At 44.3% G+C, this 17,356-nt stretch carries 15 protein-coding genes; 9 read left to right on the top strand and 6 right to left on the bottom strand.

Features of this window, described 5'->3' with window-relative positions:
- Window positions 1-5: 5 nt before the first annotated feature.
- Window positions 6-710, bottom strand: a complete 705-nt coding sequence (locus tag BA1DRAFT_RS09675; RefSeq protein ID WP_036778331.1) for a DUF1190 family protein — start codon at window positions 708-710, stop codon at window positions 6-8.
- A gap of 426 nt (window positions 711-1,136) precedes the next feature.
- Here BA1DRAFT_RS09675 and BA1DRAFT_RS09680 point away from each other — a divergent pair, with 426 nt between their 5' ends.
- On the top strand, window positions 1,137-1,538 hold the full coding sequence (locus BA1DRAFT_RS09680) for a DUF2628 domain-containing protein (protein WP_036778332.1): 402 nt from the start codon (window positions 1,137-1,139) through the stop codon (window positions 1,536-1,538).
- Window positions 1,539-1,660: 122 nt separating this feature from the next.
- On the opposite strand, the gene tolC is transcribed toward BA1DRAFT_RS09680, so the two are convergent.
- Window positions 1,661-3,049, bottom strand: a complete 1,389-nt coding sequence (gene tolC, locus BA1DRAFT_RS09685) for an outer membrane channel protein TolC (protein ID WP_036778334.1) — start codon at window positions 3,047-3,049, stop codon at window positions 1,661-1,663.
- A 359-nt stretch (window positions 3,050-3,408) separates the two neighbouring features.
- Here tolC and nudF point away from each other — a divergent pair, with 359 nt between their 5' ends.
- The 7 genes from nudF to ftsP all read left to right on the top strand — a co-directional run bounded on the left by nudF (window position 3,409) and on the right by ftsP (window position 12,574).
- Window positions 3,409-4,050 carry an ADP-ribose diphosphatase gene (nudF, locus tag BA1DRAFT_RS09690; RefSeq protein ID WP_036778335.1) on the top strand — a complete coding sequence of 214 codons (642 nt, stop codon included), beginning with the start codon at window positions 3,409-3,411 and terminating at the stop codon, window positions 4,048-4,050.
- Between the two features lie 99 nt (window positions 4,051-4,149).
- A complete protein-coding gene (gene cpdA / locus BA1DRAFT_RS09695) occupies window positions 4,150-4,989 on the top strand; it encodes a 3',5'-cyclic-AMP phosphodiesterase (RefSeq protein ID WP_036778337.1) in 840 nt (279 codons plus the stop codon).
- A 131-nt stretch (window positions 4,990-5,120) separates the two neighbouring features.
- On the top strand, window positions 5,121-5,729 hold the full coding sequence (gene yqiA, locus BA1DRAFT_RS09700) for an esterase YqiA (protein ID WP_036778338.1): 609 nt from the start codon (window positions 5,121-5,123) through the stop codon (window positions 5,727-5,729).
- 72 nt (window positions 5,730-5,801) lie between these two features.
- Window positions 5,802-7,697 (top strand): DNA topoisomerase IV subunit B, encoded by a 1,896-nt coding sequence (gene parE / locus BA1DRAFT_RS09705; RefSeq protein WP_036778340.1) that lies wholly within the window; start codon window positions 5,802-5,804, stop codon window positions 7,695-7,697.
- Between the two features lie 43 nt (window positions 7,698-7,740).
- On the top strand, window positions 7,741-9,990 hold the full coding sequence (gene parC / locus BA1DRAFT_RS09710) for a DNA topoisomerase IV subunit A (protein WP_036778342.1): 2,250 nt from the start codon (window positions 7,741-7,743) through the stop codon (window positions 9,988-9,990).
- Window positions 9,991-10,020: 30 nt separating this feature from the next.
- Complete coding sequence (locus BA1DRAFT_RS09715; RefSeq protein ID WP_036778343.1) at window positions 10,021-10,764, top strand: 1-acylglycerol-3-phosphate O-acyltransferase; 744 nt, start codon at window positions 10,021-10,023, stop codon at window positions 10,762-10,764.
- Window positions 10,765-11,152: 388 nt separating this feature from the next.
- The gene (ftsP, locus tag BA1DRAFT_RS09720; protein ID WP_036778344.1) at window positions 11,153-12,574 is read left to right on the top strand and encodes a cell division protein FtsP; all 1,422 of its coding nucleotides are present in this window, start codon (window positions 11,153-11,155) and stop codon (window positions 12,572-12,574) included.
- Window positions 12,575-12,672: 98 nt separating this feature from the next.
- Here ftsP and dkgA read toward each other — a convergent pair whose 3' ends face one another.
- Window positions 12,673-13,551, bottom strand: coding sequence for a 2,5-didehydrogluconate reductase DkgA (gene dkgA / locus BA1DRAFT_RS09725; protein ID WP_036778345.1), 879 nt, complete (start codon window positions 13,549-13,551; stop codon window positions 12,673-12,675).
- Window positions 13,552-13,949: 398 nt separating this feature from the next.
- Window positions 13,950-14,621, bottom strand: coding sequence for a DedA family protein (locus BA1DRAFT_RS09730; RefSeq protein ID WP_036778346.1), 672 nt, complete (start codon window positions 14,619-14,621; stop codon window positions 13,950-13,952).
- Between the two features lie 236 nt (window positions 14,622-14,857).
- Here BA1DRAFT_RS09730 and BA1DRAFT_RS24800 point away from each other — a divergent pair, with 236 nt between their 5' ends.
- Complete coding sequence (locus BA1DRAFT_RS24800) at window positions 14,858-15,190, top strand: hypothetical protein (RefSeq protein WP_036778348.1); 333 nt, start codon at window positions 14,858-14,860, stop codon at window positions 15,188-15,190.
- A gap of 61 nt (window positions 15,191-15,251) precedes the next feature.
- Here the strand turns inward: BA1DRAFT_RS24800 and BA1DRAFT_RS09740 are convergent, their stop codons facing one another.
- Both BA1DRAFT_RS09740 and metC read right to left on the bottom strand, forming a co-directional pair.
- Window positions 15,252-15,602, bottom strand: coding sequence for a type II toxin-antitoxin system PrlF family antitoxin (locus tag BA1DRAFT_RS09740; RefSeq protein WP_036778350.1), 351 nt, complete (start codon window positions 15,600-15,602; stop codon window positions 15,252-15,254).
- Window positions 15,603-15,751: 149 nt separating this feature from the next.
- Window positions 15,752-16,942: a cystathionine beta-lyase gene (gene metC / locus BA1DRAFT_RS09745; protein WP_036778351.1), complete on the bottom strand. Its 1,191-nt coding sequence runs from the start codon at window positions 16,940-16,942 to the stop codon at window positions 15,752-15,754.
- Window positions 16,943-17,356: the final 414 nt, after the last annotated feature.

A 17,356-nucleotide genomic window follows, 5' to 3' on the forward strand; every position in this document is an offset into this window, starting at 1 on the left:
CTTGGTTAGCCTCCCGCTGAACGAGATGTGGAGCCCGAAGAGGCGCTGCTGCGTTGCATGGCTGACTGTTTTGCAACAGAGTCACCGAAGCCGCCACGGGTAATGGTTGTGGTTGTTGCTGGTTTTGGCGCCATAGCTGTTTTAGGCACTGTCATGGAACGCCCACCTGCGGTTGCCGGGCCATAGCTTTTACCCGACGCATCAACGAATTGACCATTTGCCGGGCTGGCGGCGGATTTGGAGCTAAACAGAGGCTGTGATGGCGCTGAACCACCTCCCATTAGACGCCCCATCATATAACCTGCCATCAGCGGCATCCAGAAGCTGCCGCTTTGCTGCTGTGCCTGTGCTTCGCCATTGGTGGTGGTACTGGAAGCAGTAGTGCCAAGGCCAGCCTGCGCCGGAGTTTGAGTACATTGTGCTTCACCAAATTCAGCAATACAGTCTTCTTTGGTGGCATATTTAGGCGCTGTTTTTTCCGCTTCTTTCAACGCATTGTTATAAGCAGTAGTACATTGCTCACTTTGTGATGGATTGGCTTTAGAACATTCATCTGCATTCATGTAAAGAGAGACAGTTTCATCACTCTTTTCACAGGCAGATAACATGAAAACCGCACTGACAGCCATTGCCACAGGTGCAAGGCGATAGTTACGCCAAGCCTTACGGAAGGTGCCGTGGTTAATATCTTTGGTCCGCTTTATTGTCATAGTCGTATACCCAGATTTTAGGTGTCTATAATTCTTGCATGAAATAGTCTTAAGGATAGGGGAAATATGAACAAAATTAAAGCATAAACCTTCAAATTGCTAGCCTGATTTTTTGTCTGATAAAGGGATTGCCGGATATTGAGTGTCTGGTGTTCTGTTTAATCTGGTTTTAATGTTGAAAAACCTCCATTTTTTAGAAAAATAGTGCTGTAATTAATATTTTATGGTATTAATCTGAAATCAATTAATTACGGTAAATTAAGGGTGATTGAATATGTGACATGATGATGTAAGTGAATCTACTAATTATATTCTCTATTTTATATCTCCAGAAAATAATCCTAGGAATATAATCTTAAATTAATAACAGGCATTATTATATTATTGGTGTTGTATTTTCTATTTTAATTAAGGAAATTAAGTCGTATGGAGAAGAGTCATTATTCAGAAAGGTGGCAGACACGTTTTGCATTCTTTGAACAGCATGGCGCCCCTAAAACGCCTGAGCACAAAGCTGCCATGAAAGTAGAACCCTCTATGCGTCGTATATTGTTGAACATGAATTTTATTGCCTTCTTTTTTGGTTTTATTTATTTCTTTGTTCTAGGATTATGGCGGAAAAATCTGACGTTATTTGGCATTGCTGTTGTAGTGATGATGATATTGGGGGTTATGGAAGGCGTTCTGGGGATTGAGCTTCCTTTTGCTACTATTTTGGCAGTTCAGTTTAGTTTTGCGGCAATATGGAGTACTACTGCTAATTATGCTTATTATTTGAAAGAAACAGTGAATAGCAAGAGCTGGAATCCATTTGAAGGGCTTTTCTGAGTTATATATTTTCTGCATTAAGGTAAATATCGGATTTTATTTCGGAGTAAATTGCTGCTGATTGGAAATAAAACAGCCCGCTTTTCTGGCGGGCCGTTAATTAGTGAAGGTGAAAGAGTGAATTAATTACGGCCAGATGTTGTTGGTTCTGCTGTTTCTTGAACAATGCTGTTAGCGGAAGTTGAGAGCTGTTTACCTAGCGAATGATTCAGAGCAACTAAATCCTTCTCATTTAGCGTACCAAGTGCGTGCTGAATATTCAGTTGATTAATCAGATAATCATAGCGAGCATTGGATAGCTTTTGTTTGGCATCGTACAACTTGGTAGTGGCATTCAGTACATCCACAATGGTACGTGTACCAACTTGATAACCTGCTTCCATTGCGTCGAGAGAGCTTTGCGCCGAAACAACAAGCTGTTTATAGGCGTCGATACTGCTGATGGAAGCAGATATGTTGTTAAAGGAAGAACGGACAGTCTGTACAACATTACGGTAAGCGCTCTCTAATTGTTCACTGGCGCTGACAAAACCATATTGTGCCTGTTCAACTCGGGAACTGGTTGCGCCTCCGCTATAAATTGGCAGACGAAGCGTCAGGGCAACGCTGTTCTCGCCATTATAGGCACTTTCTTTGCTGCCTGCTTGACGATTAGAACCATGAAACTGGCTATTTGAAACATTGGTAGAAGCGCCTAAATCAATAGTTGGCATATGGCCGGTTTGGGCTGCTTTGATTTGTTCACGAGCCAGATCCTGACCTAAGCGGGCAGATAGCAGATTTAAATTACGTTTCTCTGCCTCTTTTAGCAGAATATCCACTGCTGCTGGTTTCTGTGTTTTGAAATGATCAATATTCAGCGAGGCTAGGCGAGGGTAATAAATACCCGTTACCTGACGCAGAGCTTCCAGTGCATTGTCCAGATCATTACGGCTGACAACTTCCTGAGCGAGTACGTCATCGTAGTTAGCACGGGCGTTCTGGACATCAGTAATTGCAACCAGACCGACATTAAAACGTTGAGTCGTTTGGTCCAACTGGCGGTAAATGGCCGCTTTCTGAGCTTCAATGTAGGAGAGCGTATCAATGGTGCGTAGTACTTTGAAATAAGCTGTTGCACTATCCAGAATCAGTTTTTGCTCACTGCTTTGATAGGTAACATCAGCAATACCTGCCGTTTTTTCTTCTAAGTTCAATTGGCGCCATTTAGACATATCAAAAATGGTCTGACTCAAGCCAAGCTTCGCATTCAATGTATTGCTTTCTGTATCACGTTGATCGCGGTAACCACTGTTATAGGAGTATCCGGTATTTAATTCCAACTGAGGTAATAATGGGCTACGGGATTCATTAATTTTTTCAAAAGCTTTATTACGTTCAGCCATTGATTTACGTAGTTCAGGGTTACTCTCTTTTGCTTGCTTATAAACTTGCAAAAGATCTTCCGCCTGACTCATCGAACTAAATCCCGTCAGGCTCATAGCGATAAAAATGGAGAGCAGTTTCTTCATTGTAATTCCTTGATTGCACAGCTATTTTGCTCGTTGTCTGTCCCATTAGGCTATTTTATTTGCCATGCTTTGTAATAAAGAGTGAATGCTCCGGGGGCTGCCCGCGGCCCGAGTTCACTATTCATTTACAAGAACGGCCTGCACCAATTACGCCTATTGGGATAGACTCTTACGTTGCCTTGGTGAAAAACGAAATGTTACTGATTCTAGCAGAGTATGCTATCAGCCAAAGGTAGCCGTTTGTGCCATATTGCCTTAATTTAGCTTAACTTTACACCACCAAAGGATGAATTTTTTAACTCCGCTTGATTAATATCATCTTAGTGGCTAGCAAGTAAGAAACTATTTAGGAGAATTTTATGCATAAGAAGCCGTCAACACCAGTCATATTAGATAAGCAGGATGTGGAAATTATCACGAAAAAAAGTTTATACAATGGGTTCTTTAAACTGACAAATTACCGCTTCCGTCATCGCTTGTTTGCTGGTGGTTGGAGTGAAGAGGTTAGCCGTGAAGTTTTTGAGCGGGGCCATGCCGGTGCATTGTTGCCTTATGATCCACGTCGTGATGAGGTTGTATTGATAGAGCAGATACGTATTCCGGCAATAGAGACGAGAGCAACGCCGTGGTTACTGGAAATTGTTGCCGGTATGATTGAAGAGGGCGAAGAGGTGGAACAGGTGGTACGCCGCGAAACAATGGAAGAGGCAGGAATTGAAGTTAAACGTTGCAAGCCGGTGTTGAGTTATCTCTCCAGCCCAGGAGGAACAACTGAACGTATCTCGGTGATGGTGGGGGAAGTGGATGCTACGACAGCGACGGGTATTCATGGATTATCTGGTGAACATGAAGATATTCGGGTGCATGTAGTCAGTCGTGAACAAGCTTATCATTGGATGGAAGAAGGAATTATTGATAATGCTGCTTCCGTTATTGCGATACAATGGCTGGCATTACACCATGAAAAATTAAAAAAAGAGTGGAATTCAGATAATTCCTAATTTTTAACCGAGAAAAGGGAAGTGTGTGCCAGTCAGCAGATCTCTTGCGTTAAAACGAGTTATGATGCTCGCCGATGACTTATAGGACAAGGAAACCATTTGGAAAGCCAGTTTGAACTGCCTGTGGTAGAGGGAACCACAGCCAAAATATTGCAAATAACAGATACGCATCTTTTTGCCAGCAAAGAAGATACTTTATTGGGTATCAATACGTATCGCAGTTACCAGGCGGTGCTGGATGCCGTCCTCAAGCAAAATGCTGATATTGATTTAATCGTAGCGACAGGTGATTTGGTGCAAGATCAGTCGCTGGAAGCTTATCGACATTTCGCTGATGGTATTGTCCGTTTACCGGCGCCTTGTGTCTGGTTGCCGGGTAATCATGATTACCAGCCCGCGATGGTGGATGCCTTGGCGGCGGCTGGCGTTTCTCCGTCGAAACAAATTTTAGTCGGTAAGCACTGGCAACTTCTGATGCTTGATAGTCAGGTGCAGGGCGTTCCTCATGGGGAGTTGTCGGAATATCAGCTTGAATGGATGAAAAAGTGCCTGGATCAGTACCCTGAACGTTACACGGTGATCCTGCTTCATCATCATCCATTACCATCAGGTTGTACTTGGCTGGATCAGCATAGTTTGCGCAATTCACATATTCTGGCCCAGTATCTGCAAGGTTACTCACGGGTTAAGGCGATGCTTTGTGGACATATCCATCAGGAGATGGATATGGATTGGAATGGCATCCGTATGATGGCGACACCATCAACAAGCGTGCAATTCAAGCCACATTGCACTAATTTTACGCTTGATACGGTCGCGCCGGGGTGGCGTTATCTCGAATTGTCTATTTCTGACCGTGGCGAATTTGGTCTGACAACTCAGGTCCATCGACTGGAGAGCAATGAGTTCTGCCCTGATTTGGATTCGGATGGATATTAGGTTGTGTTTGTCTCTTTGTGCCGCTGTGTTACTCTCTGTTTATTGGATTTGTCAAGCCTCACCATTTGTGGCTTGTTGCACAGGAGTGTAGTGGCCGGTGGTATTTACGCACAATTGAGGAGTACGGCCTGATGTCAACGTTACTCTATTTGCACGGTTTTAACAGCTCCCCACAGTCTGCAAAAGCAAATGCCCTAAAAGCGTGGCTGCATCAGCACCATCCTGACATTGAAATGCTGGTGCCTCAGTTACCGCCTTATCCGGAAGAAGCGGCTGAGTTGCTGGAAAATTTGGTGATGGAGCATGCCGGAGATAATTTTGGTATTGTCGGCTCTTCTCTCGGTGGTTATCTGGCGATATGGCTTTCACAATGTTTCAGTTTGCCTGCTGTCGTTGTCAATCCAGCCGTGCGTCCGTTTGAGTTACTGCGGGATTATCTTGGGGAAAATATTAATCCCTATACCAACCAACGATATACGTTGGAACCGCGCCATGTTCATGATCTCAAAATCATGCAGATTGAACCGCTGGAGTCACCGGATCTTATCTGGTTATTGCAGCAAACCGGAGATGAGGTACTGGATTACCGCCAGGCGGTTGCTTATCTGGTATTATGTAAGCAAACTATTGAATCTGGCGGTAATCATGCCTTTATCGGGTTTGAACACTATTTCCCACAAATCATCAATTTTCTTGGGCTTTCTAATGATGGTGAGAAAAAACTTGCCAAAAATGTTTGAACGACTGGTATTATCAACAGTATACAAAACTGATTAGCCCTTTAATCAAGAAGCAACCAACAGAATTACAACATGACTCAATCTAGTTACAACGCAGATGCCATTGAAGTTCTCAGTGGTCTGGAGCCGGTTCGCCGTCGTCCGGGAATGTACACTGATACAACTCGTCCGAACCATTTGGCACAGGAAGTGATCGATAACAGCGTGGATGAAGCTTTGGCGGGGCACGCTAAACATATTGAAGTGATCCTTCATAGCGATCAGTCACTGGAGGTCATTGATGATGGCCGCGGCATGCCGGTTGATATTCATCCAGAAGAAGGGGTTTCAGCGGTTGAATTGATCCTGAGCCGTTTACATGCCGGTGGTAAATTTTCGAATAAAAACTATCAGTTTTCTGGTGGCCTCCACGGTGTGGGGATCTCGGTGGTTAACGCTTTGTCCAAGCGGATTGAAGTCACTGTTCGCCGTAATAGTCAGGTTTATCAGATTGCTTTTGAAAATGGCGATAAAGTGCAGGAACTGACAGTGATAGGCAGTTGTGGTAAACGCAACACCGGTACCAGTGTTCACTTCTGGCCTGATGAAAGTTTCTTTGACAGCCCACGTTTCTCGGTTTCTCGCTTGACTCATTTGTTGAAGGCGAAAGCGGTTTTATGTCCGGGAGTAGAAATTGTTTTTAAAGACAAGATCAACGATACAGAACAGAAATGGTGTTATGCCGATGGTCTGACTGATTATCTCATGGCGGCGGTTAATGGCCTGATAACATTGCCGGCAGCACCTTTTGTCGGTACTTTCAGTGGCATAACCGAAGCGGTTGACTGGGCGTTGCTTTGGCTGCCGGAAGGGGGAGAATTACTGGCTGAAAGTTATGTGAACCTTATCCCGACGATGCAGGGTGGAACACATGTAAACGGGCTGCGTCAGGGATTACTGGATGCAATGCGTGAATTTTGCGAATTTCGCAATATCATGCCACGTGGCGTGAAGCTTGCCGCCGATGATATTTGGGATCGCTGTACTTATGTTCTGTCGGTAAAAATGCAGGACCCGCAATTTGCTGGTCAGACAAAAGAACGCCTCTCTTCGCGCCAATCTGCCGCCTTTGTTTCTGGTGTTGTTAAAGATGCTTTCAGTTTGTGGCTGAACCAGAACGTTCAGGAGGCAGAGCAACTGGCTGAACTGGCGATCGCCAGCGCACAACGTAGAATGCGTGCCGCGAAAAAGGTTGTGCGTAAGAAATTGACCAGCGGCCCGGCGTTACCGGGGAAACTGGCTGATTGCACATCACAGGATCTCAATTTCACGGAGCTGTTTCTGGTGGAAGGCGATTCTGCGGGAGGCTCGGCAAAACAGGCGCGTGACCGTGAATATCAAGCGATCATGCCGCTGAAAGGGAAGATTCTGAATACTTGGGAAGTCTCTTCGGATGAAGTGTTGGCATCACAGGAAGTCCATGATATTTCCGTTGCGATTGGGATCGACCCGGATAGCCACGATCTCAGCCAGTTACGTTATGGTAAAATCTGTATTCTGGCGGATGCAGACTCAGACGGTTTGCATATTGCGACGCTGTTGTGCGCACTGTTTGTCCGCCATTTTCCAACATTGGTTAAAAATGGCCATGTTTATATGGCAATGCCGCCTTTATATCGTATTGATCTAGGTAAAGAAGTGTATTACGCACTGGATGAAGAGGAAAAAAGCGCGGTGTTGGATCGCCTAAGCCGCAAACGGGGTAAGCCTAACGTACAGCGTTTTAAAGGATTGGGTGAAATGAATCCAATGCAATTGCGTGAAACAACGTTAGACCCGAATACCCGCCGTCTGGTGCAATTGACTATCGATGATGAAAACTATCAAGAAACCTTCTCTGTGATGGATATGCTTCTGGCGAAGAAGCGTTCAGAAGATCGGCGAAATTGGCTGCAAGAGAAGGGCGATAGTGTAGAAATTGAAGTGTAACACCCACAGGGATAGTCAAAGAAGATTTTGAGGAAATTAACGAATGAGTGAGATAACTCACGATGGCGTGGAGCGTTTGCCGCTCCACTCATTTACGGAAACCGCCTACCTGAACTACTCCATGTACGTCATCATGGATAGGGCGCTGCCTTTTATCGGTGACGGTTTGAAACCGGTTCAGCGCCGTATTGTTTATGCCATGTCGGAATTGGGCTTGAACAATACCGCCAAATTTAAGAAATCCGCCCGCACCGTAGGTGATGTACTGGGTAAATACCATCCACATGGCGATGGTGCCTGTTATGAAGCTATGGTGCTAATGGCGCAGCCATTTTCTTACCGTTATCCTTTAGTGGATGGACAAGGAAACTGGGGTGCGCCGGATGATCCCAAATCTTTCGCCGCGATGCGTTATACCGAGTCCCGACTGTCCAAATATGCTGAGTTGCTGTTGACTGAATTAGGGCACGGTACTGTTGACTGGGTGCCAAACTTTGACGGCACGTTGCAGGAACCGAAAATGCTGCCGGCGCGTTTGCCAAATATTTTGCTGAATGGCACCACCGGTATTGCGGTGGGGATGGCGACAGATATTCCACCCCATAACGCTCGTGAAGTGGTGAATGCGCTGGTCACGCTGCTGGATAAGCCTCAGAGTTCCCTTGATGATCTGATGGAACATGTTAAAGGCCCTGATTATCCGACTGAAGCAGAGATCATCACTTCTCACGAAGATATCCGTAAGATTTATAAAAATGGCCGTGGTTCAGTACGGATGCGTGCTGTTTGGTCGAAAGAAGATGGCAATGTCGTGATCACTGCGCTGCCGCATCAGGTTTCTGGCGCCAAAGTGTTGGAACAGATCGCTAACCAAATGCGGGCTAAAAAGCTGCCGATGGTTGATGACTTGCGTGATGAATCGGATCATGAAAATCCAACGCGTCTGGTTATTGTCCCTCGCACAAACCGGGTTGATTTGGAACTGGTGATGAATCATCTGTTTGCGACCACAGATTTGGAAAAGAGTTATCGCGTCAACCTGAATATGATTGGGTTGGATAACCGTCCGACCGTGAAAGGGTTGGTTGAGATCCTCTCCGAATGGCTGATATTCCGCCGGGAAACCGTTCGTAAGCGTCTGAACCATCGTCTGGAAAAAGTCCTTAAGCGCCTGCATGTGCTGGAAGGCTTACTGATCGCATTTCTCAATATTGATGAAGTTATTCACATTATCCGTAGTGAAGATGAACCAAAACCGGTATTAATGTCACGTTTTGGTTTAAGTGAGACGCAAACAGAAGCCATTCTTGAGCTGAAATTACGCCACTTAGCTAAACTGGAAGAGGTGAAAATCCGTGGCGAACAGAATGAGTTGGCAAAAGAGCGCGATAAGTTACAGGCGATTCTGAGTTCTGAGCGCAAACTGAACACGCTGTTGAAGAAAGAGATCGTGGCTGATGCCGCCACTTATGGTGATGAGCGTCGTTCTCCAATGAGAGAGCGTGATGAAGCCAAAGCGATGAGTGAGCATGACATTGCGCCTTCTGAGCCGGTGACCATCGTATTGTCTGAGATGGGTTGGGTTCGTAGTGCGAAAGGCCACGATATCGATCCGGCCGGGTTGAATTACAAAGCGGGCGATAGTTTCCGTGGCGCAGCCCGTGGTAAGAGCAATCAGCCGGTTGTTTTTATTGATACAACAGGTCGCAGTTACTCGCTTGATACACGGGATTTGCCTTCTGCCAGAGGGCAAGGGGAGCCACTGACGGGGAAACTGACTTTACCTGCTGGGGCAACGGTGGAGCATGTATTGATGGCGCCTGATGAACAGAAGTTTCTGATGGCTTCTGATGCAGGTTATGGTTTTATCTGTAATTTTAGTGATTTGGTCGCTAAAAACCGAGCGGGTAAGGCACTGATTACCTTGCCGGAAAATGCTCGCGTCATGACGCCGCTGGAAATAACTCACCCGCAGGATGATATGTTGCTGGCAATAACCAGCTCAGGTCGAATGTTAATGTTCCCGGTTGCAGATTTGCCTCAGCTTTCTAAAGGGAAAGGGAATAAGATAATTTCTGTTCAGTCAGTCTCAGAAAATGACCTGTTGAGTTGGTTATTGATACTATCGCCACAATCGTCTATTACACTTTACTTTGGCAAACGTAAATTGACGCTGCGTCCTGAAGATCTTCAGAAATTCCGGGCAGAACGTGGTCGTAAGGGAACCCCTCTACCTCGAGGGTTGCAGCGTATTGAACGGGTTCAGGTTGAGACACCATCTGCTATTGCGTAACTAAATAGTAGGATTAAATAAGAGGGGATTATGTTAGCAATTATTCGCGGCATTATTGTTATTCTGTTTTCGATTGTAGTGTGTGTCTCTGGTGCTATTTACTGTTTATTCAGGCCACGTCATCCTGACCATGTTATGGTGTTTGGGAATATGTTTGGTCGGTTGTCGAAAATATTTGGCGTCAAAATTATTGAACGTATTCCTGCGGAAGCCAGGCATTATGGTCCGAGTATCTACATTGGCAACCACCAAAACAACTATGACATGATAACCATGTCCAATGCGGTTCAGCCTGGTACTGTGACGGTGGGTAAAAAAAGTCTGGTGCTGATCCCATTTTTTGGTCAGCTTTATTGGCTGGCAGGTAATATCCTAATTGATCGTGCTAACCGTGCTAAAGCACATGGCACGATTGCCCAGGTTGTGGAGCAGATTAAAAATCGTCGTCTTTCTGTTTGGATGTTCCCGGAAGGTACCCGCAGTCGTGGCCGAGGTTTGTTGCCGTTTAAAACCGGTGCTTTTCACGCTGCGATCTCGGCGGGAGTACCGATTGTCCCGGTCTGCGTTTCTTCCATTACTAATGACAATATTAAGTTGAATCGCTGGAATAATGGCTCAGTCATTGTTGAAATGTTGCCGCCCATTGATACTTCTGGATATACCAAAGATCAGGTGCGTGAACTGGCGGAATATTGTCATCAGATAATGAAAGCTAAAATAGAGCAGCTGGATGAGGAATTGGCTGCAATGGAGAAACAGGATAAGTACTCATAACAGGTTATTCTTGACCACTCTTTGATTATAAAGTGTGGGACTGACAAAGGCGATAGCTTTTAAACGTACTTTAATCCTCACATATTTAGTATATGTGAGGATTTTTGTTCGTTGTCCATGACCACAATTTATTATTAGTTAGAAATCACATGTACTTCGCTAGCTGGGAAAGATTCATGTAATGCATTCAGATAGTTTAATTCCCTCCATATTCGCGTTATGATGAGCGCTTGATAAATAATGTTTTTATTAAGCGCAATCAAGAGGATAATCAGCTTCAATAACTTCAATATTGAGTTATTCGCTGCCGGGGTGAATGATTGCAGTGTCTCAACTATTTTTGAGCCATATAAACCCGGAATTTAATTAGGTTTATCGCGGAGAAAATATGTCATTTAGTCGGCGCCAATTTATTCAGGTATCAGGCTTGGCGATGTGTATCGGCGCCGCTCCTTTATGGGTTCGGGCCAGCAAAAATCATCAGACTGCTTTGCCGGTTCCCCCTTTATTGGAATCCCGTAGTGGGCAACCGTTATTTCTAACTTTACAAAAAGCGCATTGGACTTTTGATGGACAATATAAAACCAGTGTGTGGGGGATTAATGGCCAATATCTTGGTCCGACTGTACGGGTTCATAAAAACGATGATGTCAAACTGATATACAGCAATCGGCTATCAGAGCCGGTTTCGATGACCGTCAGCGGATTACAATTACCGGGTACATTGATTGGTGGGGTTGCCCGTCAGATTTCTCCGGGGTCTGATTGGTCGCCAGTGTTGCCTATTCGTCAGCAGGCGGCAACTTGCTGGTATCATGCTAATACACCTAATCGGATGGCGCCGCATGTTTATAAGGGTTTAGCTGGCATGTGGTTGGTGGAAGATGAAACCAGCCGCCATTTGCCGTTGCCAAAACATTATGGCGTTAATGATTTCCCGATTATTCTTCAAGATAAACGGTTGGATAACTTTGGGGTTCCTGAATATCAGCCAGCTTCTGATAGCGGATTTATTGGTAATACTCTGTTAGTGAATGGCGTACAAAATCCTTTCATTGAAGTATCTCGTGGCTGGATTCGTTTACGGTTACTAAATGCATCCAATGCCCGCCGATATCAGCTACAGATCAGCGATGGTCGTCCTTTCTATATGATAGGCACTGATTTGGGGCTGTTGCCTGTGCCGATAGCTGTTCAGCAACTCTCCCTTGCGCCAGGAGAACGGCGTGAAGTATTGATTGATATGTCCAAAGAGGAAGAAGTTGTTGTTACCGCCGGTGAATCAGCCGGGATACTTGATAAGTTACGTGGGCTGTTTGAACCTTCCACTGTGTTGGTTTCCAGCACCGTTCTGACCATTAAGGCAACAGGTTTATTATCTTTGGTGACAGATGATCTCCCATCTCGTCTGGTTGATGATGTGACGCCGGTTTCCAATGCAATCCGTAACCGGGAAATTTACCTTGATGGTAATATGCCGGGAATTAACGGTGCGTTATGGGATATGAATCGGGTAGATATTACGAGCCAGCAAGGAACTTGGGAGCGTTGGATCGTAAATGCTTCTGTCCCACAACCGTTCCACATTGAAGGCGTACAGTTTAAGGTGATTAACCACAATGGTGGGACACCTCAACCGCAAGATTATGGTTGGAAGGATACCGTTTGGGTTGATGGGCGGGTGGAATTACTGGTTTATATGAACCAGCCCTCTTATGAACACTTCCCATTCCTCTATTACAGCCAGATTCTGGAAATGGCTGATCGCGGCTCTGTTGGGCAATTAGTGACTATACCGGTCAATCAATAATGAAAATAACTCAGCAAAATCGGGGCGCGGCGTTGATGCCGCGCGCGTTTTAATTCTGCTTTGCCCACTATCACCTTATCAATTTTATCCGCTGTTTTTCAGCACTTATCATTAGCATTCCTTTGCTCAAGAAGCTCAAGGAATTCACTGAAATCAACGAATGTTTCAGGGGTTGGCCCCAGACGTTTACCGATATCTAGCGTAGTCATCGCGGTCAGATCTTCTTTTTCTAGTTTGAAGTCGAACACATCAAAGTTCTCTTTAATTCTTGATAACGTAGTTGATTTTGGGATCACAATCATGCCGTTATCAATGTGCCAGCGGATAACAACCTGCGCGGGTGTTTTGCCATACTTCTGTGCTAGATGTTGAATCAGTTGATTATCAAATACATTTTCACCGCCTTGCGCCAGTGGGCTCCAGGATTCGGTAACGATATTATGTGTAGCATTCCAGGCATGAAGCTGACGTTGCTGTAACAGCGGGTGCAACTCAATCTGATTAATAACGGGATGAACGCCGGTTTCATTGATCAGTCGCTGGATATGTTCAGGTTGGAAATTAGAAACACCGATACTACGAATAAGCCCCTCTTTTTGCAATTCAATCAATTGTTGCCAGGCGTTAACATATTGATTTTGCGGTGGTGCAGGCCAGTGAATGAGGTAAAGGTCAACGTAATCCAGTTGCAACTTTTCCAGACTTTCTGACAGGGCGGCGCGGACATCATTATGTCTGTCATTCCACAATTTGGTGGTGATAAAGATATCTTCGCGGGGGATATCTGTTTCTTGTAATGCGTTGCCTACACCTTTCTCATTGTTGTAGATAGCGGCGGTATCAATTGCCCGATAACCGATATCCAATGCAGCATGGATTGTTTCTGCTATCTGTTGGTCATCTGCGGCCCATGATCCAAGTCCCAATTGTGGCATATGATTCCCATCAGCAAGTCTGATAATAGGTTGATTATCCATTACTAACTCCTATAAAAAGATAGACTTAAAATATCAGTTAAAATCATGACGATTGATATTAAGTTGATATTAAGAGTAATTGAAGAAAGTAATACAATTGGCGTGATCCAAGCCATGATTGTGATCAACACATGGCCAAGTACATAGATTGACCGGTCTGGTGATGCATCGATACCAAGAATATCACTTAGTGGCAGAGCCTTAGCCTATACCCGTTATCTTTCAAGTTGCCTCTTTGTTGGCTGCACTCACTCACCCCGGTCACATAGTTCTCTATGCTCCCGGGGATTCGCTCCCTTGCCGTCGCGATGCATCTTGAAATCCATAGGGTATATACAATATTGGTACATTAAGTTAAGGATAAAAACCCTGCTGCTGCTTGTAAACCATGATGACTTTTATTTACGTTTTGTCGCCGAGATTTTTTTGTGGCGCCAGTACATCAGTAGGGAGGCGCTTAAACCACTTAACAACAACACTATGGGTAAAATTATCAAAATGTTCATCACCAGATCTTGGTGATTCTTAATAAACGGGATCTGATTGAGGAGATAACCAAAACTGACCACGATGACGACCCATAGCAAGCCGCTCAACCAGTTAAAAACTTGAAAGCGTTTACTGTTAAGGCCGGATATACCCGCCAATGTTGGTAACAGTGTGCGGACAAAAGCCAAAAAACGGCCGATCAGTAAAGCGGCCAGACCATGTTTGAAAAACAACTCGTTAGCGCGTTGGCGATACTGAATAGGAAGTTGTGCCAGCCAATTCTTAACCCGTTTGGTATCACCAAGCCATAGCCCTTGAAGATAGCCAAGCCAGCAACCGATACTTGCCGCCGTTGTTAATATAAAAATAGTTGGGATAAAGCTCATGACTCCCTTGGCAATTAATGCGCCGGTGAGGATTAACAATGTATCGCCGGGCAGAAAAGCGGCGGGTAATAAGCCATTTTCCAGAACCAGCGTCACGAATAGAATGCCATAGATAATCCAGAGAACATCGGGGTTGGTAAGTTTGCAAAAGTCATGCTGCCATAATGCCTGCATGATTTCGTTTAGTACTTCCATTGCTTATCCTGTAACTGTTATACCCGTTATCTTTCAAGTTGCCTCTTTGTTGGCTGCACTCACTCACCCTGGTCACATAGTTATCTATGCTCCCAGGGATTCGCTTCCTTGCCGTCGCGATGCATCTTGAAATCCATAGGGTATATAAAATAAATTTATTGCATCTGTATATATAAAGTCAGTTTACAGTAAAAGCTTTGGCATGGCTTGACTTTATCCCTGATAAGGGAAAATTAATGGCTGATACTGATGAATCAATTGAGACACATAACCGCCCCTTTTGTTCTCTCATCATTTACCCAGCCAAAGATAATAATTTTACTTTCAGTGTGAAAACGGAAAAAAAGCAATATTGTTGGAAAAATTTTGCTCTGAACCAGTGTCTTCTTTTGCTACCCAATGTATCACTTAAACGAAAGGTTATATTAGTTGGGTCACTGGGAATAATTTCAGTAACGAGTTTTATGATTGCAGCTAAGCGTTTTGTATCATTTTTTTCAGGTAGTCATTTGGATATTTTTGTTGAAGTTGTTCTATCTTATCTATTGCTTGTTTTAATTGTTCGATAAAGCATGGATAAGCAAAAATAGCCCATCTGTTTATTACACATATTCGATCATACATAGTTCTTTACTCATCGTCATCGAATAATAGATTGTTCAGATCTATGTCTATTCCATCGGTAAGTGACTTCGCCCGGTTAATGAGTTGTTCATCTAGTTGTCGTACTTTTTCAGGATGTTTCTGAATGTCTTTTACTAAAAAGTTCAAAAATGATTCCATGACAGGATCTTTTTCTTCTTCGCTGTTTTTATGACTAATAAATCCATCATCCGAAGATAAAATCTTATATGTGATGCTATCATGGTCTGGTTTTTGCCTAAGCGCTTTACGGACAGATGTTGGGATGGTTGTTTGGCTGCGATTGGTAAGCTTGGATTCTGCACCAACTTCGAACTCAACACTTGGTAAGACATGCATATTTCTACCTCGTCATGCTGATTTGAGAATCTGTTTAACGAAATGTAATGCAAATACATCGTACCGGCAATATATCTATATTATCGCTTCATTATGACTTCCAAGTGCTAAGTTTTTCAGTTTATTACATTGAATAACAATAAGATTAATCAAGTCGAAATTCGACTAAATCCCTCTGCGAGATCATCAATCAAATCTTGAACATTTTCCAGCCCGACATGCAGGCGAAACAGGGTGCCCGTTCTTTGCGGCGCACCATACTGGCGCATAATTTTTATCTCTTCTGGTTGATAACCTAAGATTAGGGATTCAAAACCGCCCCATGAGAATGCCATTTTAAAATGGTGAAAATTATCCAGATAATCCGTAAATTGCTGCGGAGTTAATTTTTCTTTCAATTGAAAAGAGAACAGGCCATTGCTGCCGCTGAAATCACGGATAAAATTCTTGTGGCCGGGGCAGGAGGGCAGAGCAGGATGATAGACTGCGGCAACTTCGGTTCGTTGTTGCAGCCAGCGTGCTATTTCAATACTGCTTTTTTCATGTTGTTTCAGACGAATGGCTAAAGTACGTAACCCACGACTGGCCATATAAACCGTATCGGCATCTGCCATTTGTCCCATCAAATAGGAACTCTCTCGCAGTTGTACACAACAGCGTTCATTCGCCACAGCAATACCTAACATGGCGTCTGAGTGACCAATAATATATTTGGTGCCGGATTGAATCGAAATATCGATGCCGAATTCTAGCGCTTTAAACAGCACGCCTGCCGACCAGGTATTATCGATCATGATGACAATATCTGGATTGACTCGTCGTACCGCACGGACAATCGCGGGAATATCCTGTACTTCCATTGTGATAGAGCCGGGGGATTCAAGAAACACCACTTTGGTATTGGGCTTAATCAGATCAGCAATCTCCTCGCCGATCATAGGATCGAAATAATCGGTAGTAATATTCATCCGTGACAATATCTTATCGCAGAAGCCTTGCGTCGGATCATAAGCCGAACCGGTTAATAGAATATGATCACCGGCGGCGGCAAAAGCGAGAATGGCATGACTAACCGCGGCAGCGCCAGAAGGATAAAGCACACAGCCTGCGCCACCTTCCAGTTCAGCCATTGCTGCTTGAAAAGAGAAATGAGTCTGTGTACCACGGCGGCCATAAAACAGTTCGCACTTGTCCCGGTTTTGCGTCGCATGTCTTTTGGCGGCGACAGAATCGAAGATCACCGATGATGTTCGCTGAATGATGGGATTGACTGCGCCTTGAGTAAATTTTTGACTTCTACCAGCATTGACCAGTGAAGTTTCCAGTTTTTTTTCTGCCATGATCCGTTGCTGCCTTAAACACTTCAATTTTTGAAATGGTGTAAAAAATAGAGTTAACACGTTAAAAGATTTAGACCTTTTTGTACAAAGGGATTAGGACAACTTGACGAAAATTCATTCTGATTACCTGTGAGTGGGAGCTCTTCAGCTTTATTTTGTGAAGGGGTAATACTTTTTTATTAAACAATAATGATAATTACTATCAAATCACTTAAGGTTTGATATTATCAGCCTGCATTTTCATTCAATTTATACCCTATGGATTTCAAGATGCATCGCGGCGGCAAGGGAGTGAATCCCCGGGAGCATAGATAACTATGTGACCGGGGTGAGTGAGCGCAGCCAACAAAGAAGCAACTTGAAAGATGACGGGTATAGTGAAGATGAGTAAAGACTCAGTATAAATAAGGTTAG

The organism is Photorhabdus aegyptia, assembly GCF_000612035.1.
Lineage (GTDB): Bacteria > Pseudomonadota > Gammaproteobacteria > Enterobacterales > Enterobacteriaceae > Photorhabdus > Photorhabdus akhurstii.